Origin of the sequence: Abyssogena phaseoliformis symbiont OG214 (genome assembly GCF_016592595.1) — a bacterium.
Classification (GTDB): Bacteria; Pseudomonadota; Gammaproteobacteria; order PS1; family Pseudothioglobaceae; genus Ruthia.
This window is the reverse complement of the sequence record NZ_AP012977.1, coordinates 637,992-651,506: the sequence shown is the minus strand read 5'-3', so window position 1 is coordinate 651,506 and position 13,515 is coordinate 637,992. Positions and strand designations below refer to the sequence as shown.

12 protein-coding genes and 1 tRNA gene are annotated in these 13,515 nt (G+C 37.6%); 9 read left to right on the top strand and 4 right to left on the bottom strand.

Features of this window, described 5'->3' with window-relative positions:
- The first annotated feature begins 36 nt into the window (after window positions 1-36).
- From rpoH to fabF, 7 genes are all read left to right on the top strand, one after another.
- Entirely contained in the window at window positions 37-879 is an 843-nt protein-coding gene (gene rpoH / locus CVPH_RS04285) for an RNA polymerase sigma factor RpoH (RefSeq protein WP_201342269.1), read from the top strand.
- A 62-nt stretch (window positions 880-941) separates the two neighbouring features.
- Window positions 942-1,229: a co-chaperone GroES gene (locus CVPH_RS04280; protein WP_201342268.1), complete on the top strand. Its 288-nt coding sequence runs from the start codon at window positions 942-944 to the stop codon at window positions 1,227-1,229.
- Window positions 1,230-1,241: 12 nt separating this feature from the next.
- Window positions 1,242-2,873 carry a chaperonin GroEL gene (gene groL, locus CVPH_RS04275; RefSeq protein ID WP_201342267.1) on the top strand — a complete coding sequence of 544 codons (1,632 nt, stop codon included), beginning with the start codon at window positions 1,242-1,244 and terminating at the stop codon, window positions 2,871-2,873.
- Between the two features lie 250 nt (window positions 2,874-3,123).
- On the top strand, window positions 3,124-5,007 hold the full coding sequence (parE, locus tag CVPH_RS04270) for a DNA topoisomerase IV subunit B (protein WP_201342266.1): 1,884 nt from the start codon (window positions 3,124-3,126) through the stop codon (window positions 5,005-5,007).
- Window positions 5,000-5,692, top strand: coding sequence for a 7-cyano-7-deazaguanine synthase QueC (queC, locus tag CVPH_RS04265; protein ID WP_201342265.1), 693 nt, complete (start codon window positions 5,000-5,002; stop codon window positions 5,690-5,692). Before parE ends, queC begins: the two co-directional genes overlap by 8 nt.
- A 105-nt stretch (window positions 5,693-5,797) precedes the next feature.
- Window positions 5,798-6,025, top strand: a complete 228-nt coding sequence (gene acpP / locus CVPH_RS04260) for an acyl carrier protein (protein WP_201342264.1) — start codon at window positions 5,798-5,800, stop codon at window positions 6,023-6,025.
- Between the two features lie 79 nt (window positions 6,026-6,104).
- Entirely contained in the window at window positions 6,105-7,343 is a 1,239-nt protein-coding gene (gene fabF, locus CVPH_RS04255) for a beta-ketoacyl-ACP synthase II (protein WP_201342263.1), read from the top strand.
- A 36-nt stretch (window positions 7,344-7,379) separates the two neighbouring features.
- Here fabF and CVPH_RS04250 read toward each other — a convergent pair whose 3' ends face one another.
- The 4 genes from CVPH_RS04250 to metG form a co-directional block, all read right to left on the bottom strand.
- Window positions 7,380-7,595, bottom strand: coding sequence for a hypothetical protein (locus CVPH_RS04250; RefSeq protein ID WP_201342262.1), 216 nt, complete (start codon window positions 7,593-7,595; stop codon window positions 7,380-7,382).
- Window positions 7,592-9,523, bottom strand: coding sequence for a M3 family metallopeptidase (locus CVPH_RS04245; RefSeq protein WP_201342261.1), 1,932 nt, complete (start codon window positions 9,521-9,523; stop codon window positions 7,592-7,594). Before CVPH_RS04245 ends, CVPH_RS04250 begins: the two co-directional genes overlap by 4 nt.
- Window positions 9,524-9,535: 12 nt before the next feature.
- Window positions 9,536-9,623, bottom strand: a tRNA-Ser gene (locus CVPH_RS04240).
- Window positions 9,624-9,664: 41 nt separating this feature from the next.
- Window positions 9,665-11,668: a methionine--tRNA ligase gene (gene metG, locus CVPH_RS04235; RefSeq protein ID WP_201342260.1), complete on the bottom strand. Its 2,004-nt coding sequence runs from the start codon at window positions 11,666-11,668 to the stop codon at window positions 9,665-9,667.
- 82 nt (window positions 11,669-11,750) lie between these two features.
- Between metG and apbC the strand changes: the two genes are divergently transcribed.
- Both apbC and CVPH_RS04225 read left to right on the top strand, forming a co-directional pair.
- The gene (gene apbC / locus CVPH_RS04230) at window positions 11,751-12,833 is read left to right on the top strand and encodes an iron-sulfur cluster carrier protein ApbC (protein WP_201342259.1); all 1,083 of its coding nucleotides are present in this window, start codon (window positions 11,751-11,753) and stop codon (window positions 12,831-12,833) included.
- A gap of 16 nt (window positions 12,834-12,849) precedes the next feature.
- Complete coding sequence (locus CVPH_RS04225) at window positions 12,850-12,987, top strand: hypothetical protein (protein WP_201342258.1); 138 nt, start codon at window positions 12,850-12,852, stop codon at window positions 12,985-12,987.
- Window positions 12,988-13,515 lie beyond the last annotated feature (528 nt).

Sequence of the window (13,515 nt, the reverse complement as noted above, 5' to 3'; positions counted from 1 at the left end):
ACCCTTACTAATATTTATCGTTAGTTATTTAACAAAATGAGTCAAGAATTTGCATTATCGCCTGCTAAAAAAACCTCAAGTCTAGAGGTTCAAAAATATCCGCCCATCCTAAGTAGTGAACAAGAGCATGAATTAGCCGTTCAATTGTATGAAAATCACGATTTAAGTGCGGCCAGAAAATTGGTTTTGTCGCACATGCGTTTTGTCGCCTTTATTGCCCATGGCTACAAAGGTTACGGTCTTGAACAAGCCGATCTTGTGCAAGAAGGCACCATTGGGTTAATGAAGGCAGTTAAGCGTTTTAACCCAAATAAAAATGTGCGCCTCGCCTCATTCGCAGTATATTGGATTCGTGCTGAAATTCACGAATTTATTTTCAAAAATTGGAAAATTGTTAAGGTTGCCACAACCAAGGCGCAACGTAAATTATTTTTCAAACTCAAGCAAGCTAAAGCACATATTTACAGCTCATTAAACGAGGAACAAGCAGATAAAATTGCCAATGATTTAGGCGTGCGTCGTAAAGATGTACTGGAGATGGAGTCGCGCTTGCAATTTAACGATGTGACGTTTGAAATATCTAATGATGAGGATTCTCATGCACCAGAACAATACTTAACCAATGAAAACGTCCAAACACCTGAGCAGTTGTTACTAATAGACGATTCAAAGCAGAACCAACAGCAACAACTTTACAAAGCCTTGTCGTCGTTAGATGAAAGAAGTTTGGATATTTTACAATCTAGATACTTGAAAGAAGAAAAAACAACCCTACATACTTTAGCAGACAAGTATGGTATCTCAAAAGAAAGAGTGCGCCAACTTGAAACCAAAGCCATGCAAAAGCTTAAATCAAATTTACAAGAGCAAACTCTTTAAAGGCTGATTTTAAGTTCAAGCATTAAGCTTAAAAATTATTTATTTATTAACTAGGAGAAAAAATGAATATTCGCCCCCTTCACGATCGTGTGATCGTCCGTAGAACACAAGAGGAAAAAACCACTGAAAGTGGATTAATTATTCCAGATTCAGCCACAGAAAAACCTTCAAAGGGTGAAATTTTGGCGGTTGGTCACGGCAGAATTAACGACAATGGTGATGTTATTGCATTGGATGTTAAAGTTGGCGACCAAGTATTATTTGGTCAATACGCAGGTAACGAAATTAAAGCAGATGGTGAAACATTGCTAGTTATGCGTGAAGACGATATTGTCGCAGTTATTGAATAAAGGAGATTAAAAATGTCAGTAAAAGATATAAAATTTGGCTCAGAAGCTAGAAACTTAATGTTAGATGGTGTTAATATGCTAGCTAATGCAGTTAAAGTAACACTAGGACCTAAAGGTAGAAATGTTGTGCTAGATAAATCATTTGGCGGTCCAACAATCACCAAAGATGGTGTTACTGTTGCTCAAGAAATCACCTTAAAAGGTAAATTTGAAAACATGGGTGCTCAAATGGTCAAAGAAGTGGCATCAAAAACCAATGACATTGCTGGTGATGGCACCACAACAGCAACTGTGCTTGCACAAGCCCTTGTTATTGAAGGTGTTAAATCAGTGGCAGCAGGTATGAACCCTATGGATCTTAAACGAGGCATTGATAAAGCGACAGAAGCTGCTGTTAATGCGTTGCGTGACATCTCACAACCTTGCAATGACACAAAAGCCATTGCCCAAGTAGGTAATATTTCTGCAAACTCTGATGCTTCTGTGGGTGATATTATTGCCGATGCCATGGAAAAAGTAGGTCAAGCTGGTGTCATTACGGTTGAAGAAGGTTCTGGTTTTGAAAATGAGCTTGATGTGGTCGAGGGTATGCAATTTGATCGTGGCTATTTGTCGCCTTACTTTGTTAACAATCAAGAAGCAATGACTGTTGATCTTGAAACGCCTTTTGTATTATTACATGATGGTAAAATTTCAAATATTCGTGATTTATTACCTGCGCTAGAAGCAGTCCAAAAATCAGGCAAAGCCTTGTTAATCATCGCTGAAGACATTGATGGCGAAGCGCTGGCTACTTTAGTGGTTAACAATATGCGTGGTATTGTTAAAGTTGCAGCAGTTAAAGCACCTGGTTTTGGCGATCGTCGTAAGGCAATTTTGGAAGACATTGCCGTACTAACAGGTGGTGTGGTTATTTCAGAAGAAGTTGGTTTGTCTTTAGAAAAAGTAACTGATGACCATCTTGGTACTGCTAAACGCATTGAAATCGGCAAGGAAAATACTGTCATTGTTGATGGCGCAGGTAAAAAAGCTGATATTGATGGTCGTATTGCACAAATTAAAGCACAAATTGAAACCACAACGAGCGATTACGATAAAGAAAAATTACTTGAACGCTTGGCTAAATTATCAGGCGGTGTTGCTGTGATTAAAGTAGGTGCTGCTACTGAAGTTGAAATGAAAGAAAAGAAAGGCCGTGTTGATGATGCACTACATGCCACTCGCGCTGCTGTTGAAGAAGGTGTCGTTCCTGGTGGCGGTGTTGCTTTGGTTCGTGCTATTAAAGCCTTAGACGGATTAACAGGTGATAATCATGATCAAAACATTGGTATTGACATTGCTAAACGCGCCATGGAAGCGCCACTACGTCAAATTGTAACAAATGGTGGTGGTGAGGCTTCTGTTATTCTTAACGAAGTCGCCAAAGGTAAGGGTAATTATGGCTACAATGCAGCAACAGAAGAATATGGTGATATGCTTAAGATGGGTATTTTAGATCCAACAAAAGTTGTTCGTGCAGCACTACAACATGCTGCCAGCATTTCAGGTCTTATGATTACAACTGAGGCAATGATTACTGATACTCCTCAAGACGACACGCCTGCTGCTGCACCTGATATGGGTGGTATGGGTGGCATGATGTAACCGTTATATTTTTAAGTAAATAAAAAGCCCCATTTTATGGGGCTTTTTATTTGGTATGATACTTGCCAAATTATCATATTCAAACATTGAGACTACTGCATTAACCCAGTACAACCCATGAAACACATAAAACAGTACCTTTTCCGCCAAAAAACTCGTCAAACAACCAACCATTCTCTTTATTTTTGTATGGAAAATGTACTATTTTCCATATATCCCAAGTTGCACTGGGCTAATCAGTGACCTCACCATGAGCAATTACGATTCATCCTCTATTGAGGTTTTAACAGGTCTTGAGCCAGTACGCAAACGTCCAGGGATGTACACTGAAACTGAGCGCCCAAACCACCTTGCCCAAGAAGTTATTGACAATAGTGTTGATGAGGCAATTGCAGGGTATGCTTCTAAAATTAGCGTTGTTTTATACAAGGACGGATCCTTATCTGTTGAAGATAATGGCCGAGGCATGCCTGTGGATATTCACCCTAAGGAGGGTAAATCAGGTGTTGAGGTTATTTTAACCAAACTCCATGCAGGCGGAAAATTTTCAAATGACTCATACCAATTTTCAGGTGGCTTACATGGTGTTGGAATTTCAGTGGTTAACGCTCTTTCCACTTTGGTAGAAATCTGGATTAAAAGAGATGCTAAAGAACATTACATCACTTTTTCAAACGGTTTTAAGCAAACAGAACTTGAAATAACTCGCGCTGTTGGCAAGCGCCACACGGGTACTATCCTTAAATTTAAACCTGATGCACAGTTTTTTGACACTATTAAATTCTCCGCAGCTAAATTATGCCACAACCTACGCTCTAAAGCAATTTTATGCCCAGATTTAGAGGTTTATTTTTATAATGAAATAGATGAAACAACAGACAAGTGGGTTTACAAAGAAGGCTTAAAAGACTATCTATCCATGTCTTTAGATGGCCTAGATTGTCTACCACCTGCCCCTTTTATTGTTGATTATAAAACTGACGAACAACAACTTAATTGTTCGCTCGCATGGACGCAATACAACACTAATGTTGTGGCTGAAAGCTATGTTAATCTTATTCCAACCATTGGTGGTGGCACGCATGTTAACGGGCTAAGATCAGGACTTACTGAAGCCTTAAAAGAGTTTTGCGAATTTAGAAATTTAATCCCTAAAAACATCAAACTCACGCCTGATGATATCTGGCAAAAAATTGCCTATGTGTTATCTATCAAGATATTAGACCCACAATTTTCTGGCCAAACTAAAGAAAGACTATCCTCTAGAGAGTGTGCTAGTTTTGTTGCCAATATCGTTAAAGATGCCTTTAGTCTTTGGCTAAATCAACATACTGGCATTGCAGAAAAAATCGCTCAATTGGCTATTATCAATGCACAAGCAAGACTTAAAACCAACAAAAAAGTCATTCGCAAGAAAATAGTTAGTGGTCCTGCCCTGCCTGGAAAATTATCAGATTGCACCAGTACTAACCTTAATCAAACAGAAGTATTTTTAGTTGAAGGTGACTCCGCAGGTGGCTCTGCCAAACAAGCAAGAGACAAAGAATATCAAGCCATTTTGCCGCTACGCGGCAAAATTTTAAACACTTGGGAGGTTGATTCTGAGCAAGTATTAGCCAGTAACGAAATTCATGACATTAGCATTGCCATTGGTCTTGAGCCTAATAGTGAAGATTTATCAGGCTTGAGGTATGGCAAAATTTGTATTCTTGCTGATGCCGATTCAGATGGCGCGCATATTGCCACGCTCATCTGCACTTTATTCGTGAAACATTTCCCAAAACTTATTAAAGAAGGTCATATATTTGTTGCAATGCCACCTTTATATCGTGTGGACGCAGGAAAACAAGTTCACTACGCCCTTGATGACAATGAACGAGACGCCATTATTAGAAAAATAGAAAGTGAAAACAAGCGTGTTAAAATTCAAGTTCAGCGCTTTAAAGGTTTGGGTGAAATGAACCCTTCTCAATTAAGAGAAACCACCATGCTACCCGATACTAGACGCTTAATTCAACTCACATTAGATGATCCATTGCAAGTTTTTCAAACCATGGACATGTTATTAAATAAAAAACGCGCAGCTGATCGAAAAAAATGGTTGGAAGAAAAAGGCAATTTGGCCAATGTCTGATGCTAAACATAAAACCAAAGCTGTTATTCTTTTATCTGGTGGGCTAGATTCTACGACAACTTTAGCTATTGCCAAAACAAAAGACTTTGAATGTTATAGTCTGAGTTTTGATTATGGACAAAAACAGAAGTCAGAATTAAAATCTGCTGAAAGTATTGCCAAAATTTTTGCCACTACTGAACATAGAGTTATGAAAATATCCTTATCTGATATTGGCGGTTCTGCCTTAACAGATAATAAGATTGACATACCCAAATTTTCTCAAAACGATGATATTCCGATTACTTACGTACCTGCTCGTAATACCATTTTTTTATCCTATGCACTAGCATGGTCAGAGGTGCTAGATTGCCAGCATGTGTTTATTGGCGTTAATGTACTAGACTATTCAGGTTATCCTGATTGTAGAGAGTCTTATATCAAAGCATTTGAAGTGATGGCTAATCTTGCCACTAAACAAGGTATTGAAGGGAAAAAACTAACCATTCACACGCCACTAATTCATTTGAATAAAGCACAAATTATCAAAAAAGGGCTTTCTCTTGGCATTGACTATTCACTAACCATAACGTGCTATCAGGCAGATAAAAATGGAAAAGCTTGTGGCATTTGTGATGCATGTGAATATAGGAAATTAGGCTTTAAAGAAGCGAAAGTAATAGACCCAACCCGATATCAAATCTAGCATTATTTATATAAAACACTTTAATTAAAAATTTTAAATTTAGTCTTGTATAACCTCTTTTTGACGATAAAATAATGATTTTAAAATAGTTAAGGAAATAGACAAATGAGTATTGAGCAAAGAGTAAAAAAAGTTGTAGCTGAACAATTAGACGTAAGCGGTGATATTGATAACAACGCTTCTTTTATTGATGATTTAGGTGCAGATTCTTTGGATACTGTTGAATTGGTCATGTCTTTTGAAGAAGAGTTTGGCTGCGAAATTCCTGACGATCAAGCCGAAAATATTACCACAGTTCAACAAGCAATTGACTACGTTAACAATAATTTGTAATTTCCGTTTATCAACTTAACGCAATAAGGCGCTTCTTTCTTTGAATTAAGCGCCTTTTTATATTAAATTTTAAAACATTATGAGCAAAAGAATAGTTGTTATTACAGGCATGGGTATGGTTTGTCCAGTGGGTCTAAGTGTAGGTGAATCTTGGAATAATATCCTTAAAGGTCATTCTGGCATTGCCTCACTCACCAATATTGATACCAAAGGTCAATCGGTCACGTTTGGTGGCTCAGTTAAAGGTTTTGAAATTACTGACTACTTAAAACCTAAAGAAGCCAAAAAAATGGATGCCTTTATCCATTACGGCATGGCCGCTGGCATTCAAGCTATTGAAGACAGTGGTATTGAGATTACTGAGCAAAATGCTCACCGTATCGGTGTTGCCATCGGTGCTGGCATTGGCGGTCTTGGCACAATTGAAAAAACTGCAGATCTATTCAGAGAAAAAGGCGCAAAACGTATTTCACCTTTTTTCGTTCCTTCGTCAATCATCAATATGATTTCAGGCAATCTTTCTATCAAATATGGCTTAAAAGGTCCTAATTTTTCCATTGTGACTGCTTGCACCACAGGTACTCATAACATTGGTGATGCTTCTCGCTTGATTGAATACGGCGACGCTAATGTGATGATTGCTGGTGGCGCTGAAATGTCAACCACTAATTGTGGGCTAGGTGGTTTTGCTGCAGCACGTGCATTATCCACTCGTAATGATGACCCGACAAGCGCTTCTCGCCCTTGGGATAAAGACAGAGATGGTTTTGTACTTGGCGACGGTGCAGGTGTTGTGGTATTAGAAGAGTTTGAACACGCTAAAGCGCGTGGTGCAAAAATTTATGCACAAGTGTCAGGCTACGGCATGAGTGGGGATGCTTATCACATGACACTACCTTCAAAAGGTGGGGAAGGGGCAGCCAGATGCATGCAAAATGCGCTGAGAAACTCAGGTATTAACGTTGATCAAATTGATTATATTAACGCCCATGGTACCTCTACGCCAGCAGGCGACCAAGCAGAAACAGATGCTGCAAAATTAGCCCTTGGTAAGCATGCTTATAACATTGTCATGAGTTCAACCAAATCTATGACTGGGCACTTATTGGGCGCTGCCGGTGGTATTGAAGCCATTTTTACTGCACTTGCCATTCAAAATCAAATAGCGCCACCTACCATTAATATTATCAATCAAGACCCAAATTGTGATTTAGATTATTGCGCTAACGAGGCACGAGAAATGACAATCAATCATGCCATTTCTAACTCATTTGGGTTTGGCGGTACTAATGGCTCAATTGTATTGAGTAAGATTTAAAAAAATCTTACTCATGAAAATAACTTAGAATATCGGCTATTTTGTTGTTGTTAAATCAACACCTTTAATTTTATCAGCATCAGAAATTAACGCCTCAATAAACTCATAAATTGCAATTGCACCATTTTTAACACTGCTAAACGCAATTTCCTTATTCATAACCAAAGACCAGCTTTCGTCAGTTGCAACAAACTGTACAGCACCGCCAATCAATGCCAAAATAATAATAATACTGAGAATAAATTTAATCATGTTTTTTCCTTAGTTGAATGAATGATGCCGTTTGCTTTTAATAAGGCACTAATTGAGGGCTTTTCACCTCTAAATTTTATATATTGTTGCATAAAATCTAGACTACCACCTATTTGCAAAATATTATACAAGAAATCTTGAGAGGCATCAGAGCCAATACCGCCCTTCTCTTGCACATAGTAATAAGCATCAGCCGCTAAAACTTCTGCCCATTTATAACTAAAATATCCTGCTGCGTAACCCCCTGAAAAAATATGCCCAAAGGTGTTTAAAAATCGACTTTCGTTAATGTTGTCCATCAGTGCTGTCTCTAATCGAACTTGGGTTAATACTTCATAGGTGTCTGCATTTGACATGTGTGTTTTAAGATCCCACAATGAAAACTCGCACTGTCGTAACATGGCCAGTGCTGAGTGGAAATTTTTAGAAGCAATGAACTTATCAAACAAATCATCAGGTAAAGATTGCCCAGTTTTGTAGTGCTTTGAAATCAAGGCGATGACTTGTTTTTCAAACGCATAAAATTCCATATATTGGCTAGGTAGTTCCACACCATCCCATGGCACGCCAGATATGCCTGCAGCACAAGGATATTTAACCTTAGTCAATAAGTGATGCAATGCATGTCCAAATTCATGAAATAGAATAACAATCTCGTCAAACTCAAATAAAGCTGGTTTGTCTTTAGTGGGAGAATTAAGATTACAAACTACAAAAGCAACAGGTTTATGAGGCTCAATTAAAGGCTGATAATCTGCCGTCCATGCGCCAGAACGCTTGTTTTCCCTAACATATAAATCAAGATAAATTCTACCAATGAGTCCATTTTTATCACTAACATTTAAAACCTTAACATCGACGTGATAGCTGTCTTGCTGTACTTGCTCAATTTTAATCTGATATAAATTTTCAATGGTTGAAAACAACCCACTTAACACGCCCTCTACTGGAAAGTATGGGGTTAAATCAGATTTTTTAAATCCAAATTTTTGTTCTTTAAGTTGTTCACTATAAAACCCTAAATCCCACGGTTTTAAATCAATACCTGAAAATTTTTCTAATTCTTCTAGCTCTAATTGCGCCTGAAGCTTTGACTGCGCCACTAAATTAGACAAAAACTGAAGCACTTCATCAACTGTACTAACCATTTTAGATGCAATAGACAACTGCGCATAATGCTCAAAACCTAAGATACTAGCCATCTCAGCACGTAATGATAAAATCTCATCCATAATTGGCTTGTTGTTATAGTTAGTTGAAGTGATGCCTAATTCTGAGGCTCTTGATACATAAGCCTTATACATCTCTTCTCTTAAATCTCGGTTATCTAAATAAGTCATAACATCCATATAAACAGGCATTTGCAAACTTAACTCATAACCCTTATCAGTTTTAATTTTTGCCAGTTCATTATCACTATAGCCTTTTAACTCATCTTTATCTACAATTTTTTTCCACTCATTGGCGGACTTTAAAGCGTTTTTAGAAAACTCATTGCTCAGTAAACTGAGTTTTTCCTTAATGGTTTTAAATCTATTTGCAGTCTTGCCTTCCAAATCCACACCTGAAAGCTCAAACCCTTCTATGGCATTTTTAACGATGTGTTGTTGTTGTTTGTTAAGAGTGGTTTTTTCAAGCGTTTTATAAGCTTGATATAAGGCTTTATTGGTAGATACATCAGAATAAAAATTAGTAATGATTGGCAGCGTTTGTTCATATTGCTGATTAAATTCATCACTAAACATCACTGCATTTAAATGTGAATTAACACTGGTATGCTTTCCCAGCTTAAACTCCATTTGGTCAATAGGTGCAACCACACTATCCCAACTAGTGCCAAGACTTGCCTGTTCTACTACTTTAAGCCCATCTTGGGTTAATTTTTCAATGGTTTTAACAATATTTTTAGGTTGAAAATTTGGTTTCATAAGGTATTAATATGGTGGAAGGAGTGGGATTCGAACCCACGGTACCCAAAGGTACACACACTTTCCAAGTGTACTCATTCGGCCGCTCTGACATCCTTCCGAAAAAAATTATTTTAATCAATAATGGCTAATATTTCAAGGTTAGCTGATTTTCATACCTGGCTTGGCATTAGAATCAACTGACAAAATATGCAACGACTCGCCATCTCCTGCTACAAGCACCATACCTTGTGAAATACCAAAGCGCATTTTCCTAGGCGCTAGGTTTGCAACCATAATGGTGAACCGCCCTTCTAATTCCTCATTTGTATAATGCGCTTTAATACCTGCAAATATATTGCGTGTTTGTTGTTCGCCGACGTCTAGTGTTAATTGTAATAATTTATCAGCACCTTCTACATTTTTGGCTTTGATAATTTTAGCAACCCGTAAATCAATTTTAGTAAAATCATCAATCTGAATCATATTATCATCCTTAGGTTTGTCCTGCATAGTTACTTGCATATTTTGTTTTGAAGCTTCGATAACTTGCTCAATTTTCTCATCTTCAATACGTGACATCAGAGGCTTGAATGCATTAATTTGATGCTTGGTTAAAGGGTGTTTTAAATCCTGCCAATTAAGTGTATCTATATTTAAAAACACCTCAGTTTGTTTTGCCATAACGGGCAATACTGGTTTAAGGTAGGTCATCAGTACCCTAAATAAATTAATAGCAAGTGAAGCCACGTCATGCACTTGTGCTTGCTTGGCATCTTCTTTTACCAGTTGCCACGGCTTATGCCCATCGATATATTGATTGGCTTTATCAGCTAATTTCATAATCTCACGCATGGCTTGATTATAATTACGTGTCTCATAATGTTTTTTAATGACATCACCACAAACAACAAACGCCTGATAAAGCTCAGGTTCAATAGCGTAGGCAGATAAAGTTTTGTTAAATTTCTTAACAATAAACCCTGCACTACGTGAAGCAATATTAACCACTTTTCCCACCAAATCTGAATTTACACGTTGTTTAAAGTCAGTTAAATTAAGGTCGATGTCGTCAATTTTAGCAGACAGTTTATAGGCATAATAATAACGCAAATATTCAGGATTAAGATGATTAAGATAAGTTCTAGCCTGAATAAATGTGCCGCGAGATTTACTCATTTTTTGGCTGTTCACAGTTAAAAACCCATGCGCAAAAATCGCACTTGGTGTGCGATAATTCGCACCCATCAACATAGCCGGCCAAAAAAGCGCATGAAAATAAACAATGTCTTTGCCGATAAAATGATAAAGTTCGGTATTTGAGTCTTTGTTAAAGTACTCATCAAAATCCAACCCTTGCTCGTTGCAAAGCTTTTTAAAACTCGCCATATAACCAATCGGTGCATCTAGCCAAACATAGAAGTATTTACCTTCTACGCCAGGAATTTGGAAGCCAAAATACGGTGCATCACGAGAAATATCCCATTGTTGAAGACCTTGCTCAAACCACTCAGATAATTTATTACTCACTTCATTTTGCAAATGTCCTGCTTTGGTCCACGCTTTAAGTTGCGCTTCAAATTGAGGTAGGTCAAAGAAATAGTGCTCTGAGTCTTTAGTGATTGGGGTTGCGCCTGAAATGGCAGATTTGGCATTTTTCAGCTCTGTTGGCGAATAGGTTGCGCCACAAACTTCACAATTATCACCATATTGGTCATTAGCACCACACTTAGGGCAATCACCTTTAATGAAACGATCGGGTAAAAACATTTGCTTCTCAGGGTCAAATGCCTGAGAGATGGTACGTGTTTTAATAAAACCAGCAGCGTTTAACTTATGATAAATATTGGTAGAAATATCTTTATTTTCCTGACTATGGGTTGAGTGATATTGGCTAAAACCAATGGAGAATTCTTTAAAATCTGCCTGATGACGCTTACTCACACCTTTAATTAACGCCTCAGGCGTAATGCCAAGCTCATCAGCTTTAAGCATAATAGGTGTACCGTGCGCATCATCTGCACAAACATAATGACACTCATTGCCCATCATTTTTTGAAAACGTACCCAAATATCAGTTTGAATGTATTCTAATAAATGCCCCAGATGAATTTCACCATTGGCATAAGGCAGTGCTGAGGTAACGAGAATTTTTCGTGATGTCATAATAGGCTTGTTAATATTAAGGGTGGCTTATATCGTTATACGATAAAATATCGCTATTTTACTTAATTGGGTACATCAAAAGATGATAGATTTAACGAACAAGCAAATTGCAGATATTTTATCCAAGGTTGTTGATATTTATACCAAACAAGATATTGTTTCTTCAAATATCATTAATGATATTAACATTGATGGCGACAAAGTACAAATTAACATTGAATTTAATTACCCTGCCAATAGTTATCACGCTACTTTATCTAGTGCTATTACTGATGCATTAGCAAAAGCCAATATTAACAATGTTAGCGTTGATATTAAAACCAAGATTGTTAAGTATACCACTCAAAAAGGCGTTGATGTCCTACCAGAAGTTAAAAATATCATTGCTATTGCCTCAGGTAAAGGTGGCGTTGGTAAATCAACCACTGCGGTTAATTTAGCATTAGCTTTACAAGCAGAAGGCGCTAAAGTTGCTATTTTAGATGCTGATATTTATGGCCCTTCTCAACCTAGAATGCTAGGCGTTAGCAAAGCAAAGCCAGAATCCACCGCTGAGGGTAAATTATTACCTATTTTAGGCCATGGTATGCAAAGCATGTCAATCGGCTACTTGGTGGATGAAGACAATCCTATGATTTGGCGTGGCCCTATGGTAACTCAAGCTTTAGAGCAAATGCTAAGAGACACCTTGTGGCGTGGTATTGATTATATGATCATTGACTTGCCACCAGGCACAGGCGATACACAACTAACACTGTCACAAAAAATCCCAGTCAGTGGTTCTGTGATTGTAACAACCCCACAAGACATTGCACTAATTGATGCTAAAAAAGGCTTAAAAATGTTTGAAAAAGTTAACATTCCTATTTTGGGTATTGTTGAAAATATGTCGTTACATATTTGCTCTAAGTGTGGACACGAAGAGGCTATTTTTGGCACAGGTGGTGGCGAAACCATGGCTGCTGATACAGGTGTTGAGTTTTTAGGCGCACTCCCTTTAGAAATGGACATTCGAACTGACGGTGACGAAGGCACGCCAACCGTTGCCAAAAATCCAGAAGGCAGAATAGCTGAGATTTATAAAGAAATTGCTAAAAAAGTCAGTGCCAAACTAACCCAACAATCTCGTGCAACCAGTGCTTTCCCAAGTATTACCATTGAATAGCACTAAATAAGCAAACATGGATTATATAGAGCGGCTTAAAGGCAGGTTTATTGACATCATGCAATGGGGGAATGATTGCTACGCACTATTTGACAAGCTTAATAGCAATCCAAACGATTGGTATCTATACGACACCTTAAAAGTCGCGCCATAAGTAGTTACTCATGCCAGTGAATTTATTGACGCATTAAATGACATTAAAAAAGTCATCAAAAACGAACACCAAGAAAGGTATTGTTTATATCAATGATTTAGACAATCCTGACTTTGTCAAAATATTTCACCCAAACAATTTAGGCAAAGTTTGCGGCAGCAGTGAAAATCCGCTAATACCAAGGTGGTTATTGTCTTAAGACAAGTCTATGGAGATAGAAACAGAATTTGAGTCCAAAAAAGCACAAGGGTTTGTTTCTAAATATTTAAAATTCTAACATCTCAAAAACTAGCTTTGCCCATTCTAAGAACAGGCTAGGTTTGTTTCTTTTTGAATAAAAATATTGAGTTAACTCAATATACTTTTAAACATTAAAAATTCATTTTTATATTCACCTCTCGTCCAGTTTATATCTTTACTTCTTCATCATTGTATAAGACCAAGTGAAAGTATCACAGCACATAAAAAAACTCACCTAGTTTCTGCTATTTAAGCGTCATCAGTTATACTTTTATGCTAGTCCTTAGC

Excerpts from the sequence above, each read along its gene's own strand:
- CVPH_RS04280 (WP_201342268.1), top strand. The coding sequence starts at position 942 with ATGAATATTCGCCCCCTTCACGATCGTGTGATCGTCCGTAGAACACAA.
- fabF (WP_201342263.1), top strand. The coding sequence starts at position 6,105 with ATGAGCAAAAGAATAGTTGTTATTACAGGCATGGGTATGGTTTGTCCA.
- parE (WP_201342266.1), top strand. The coding sequence starts at position 3,124 with ATGAGCAATTACGATTCATCCTCTATTGAGGTTTTAACAGGTCTTGAG.
- apbC (WP_201342259.1), top strand. The coding sequence starts at position 11,751 with ATGATAGATTTAACGAACAAGCAAATTGCAGATATTTTATCCAAGGTT.
- metG (WP_201342260.1), bottom strand. The coding sequence starts at position 11,668 with ATGACATCACGAAAAATTCTCGTTACCTCAGCACTGCCTTATGCCAAT.
- rpoH (WP_201342269.1), top strand. The coding sequence starts at position 37 with ATGAGTCAAGAATTTGCATTATCGCCTGCTAAAAAAACCTCAAGTCTA.
- groL (WP_201342267.1), top strand. The coding sequence starts at position 1,242 with ATGTCAGTAAAAGATATAAAATTTGGCTCAGAAGCTAGAAACTTAATG.
- CVPH_RS04250 (WP_201342262.1), bottom strand. The coding sequence starts at position 7,595 with ATGATTAAATTTATTCTCAGTATTATTATTATTTTGGCATTGATTGGC.
- queC (WP_201342265.1), top strand. The coding sequence starts at position 5,000 with ATGTCTGATGCTAAACATAAAACCAAAGCTGTTATTCTTTTATCTGGT.
- acpP (WP_201342264.1), top strand. The coding sequence starts at position 5,798 with ATGAGTATTGAGCAAAGAGTAAAAAAAGTTGTAGCTGAACAATTAGAC.
- CVPH_RS04225 (WP_201342258.1), top strand. The coding sequence starts at position 12,850 with ATGGATTATATAGAGCGGCTTAAAGGCAGGTTTATTGACATCATGCAA.
- CVPH_RS04245 (WP_201342261.1), bottom strand. The coding sequence starts at position 9,523 with ATGAAACCAAATTTTCAACCTAAAAATATTGTTAAAACCATTGAAAAA.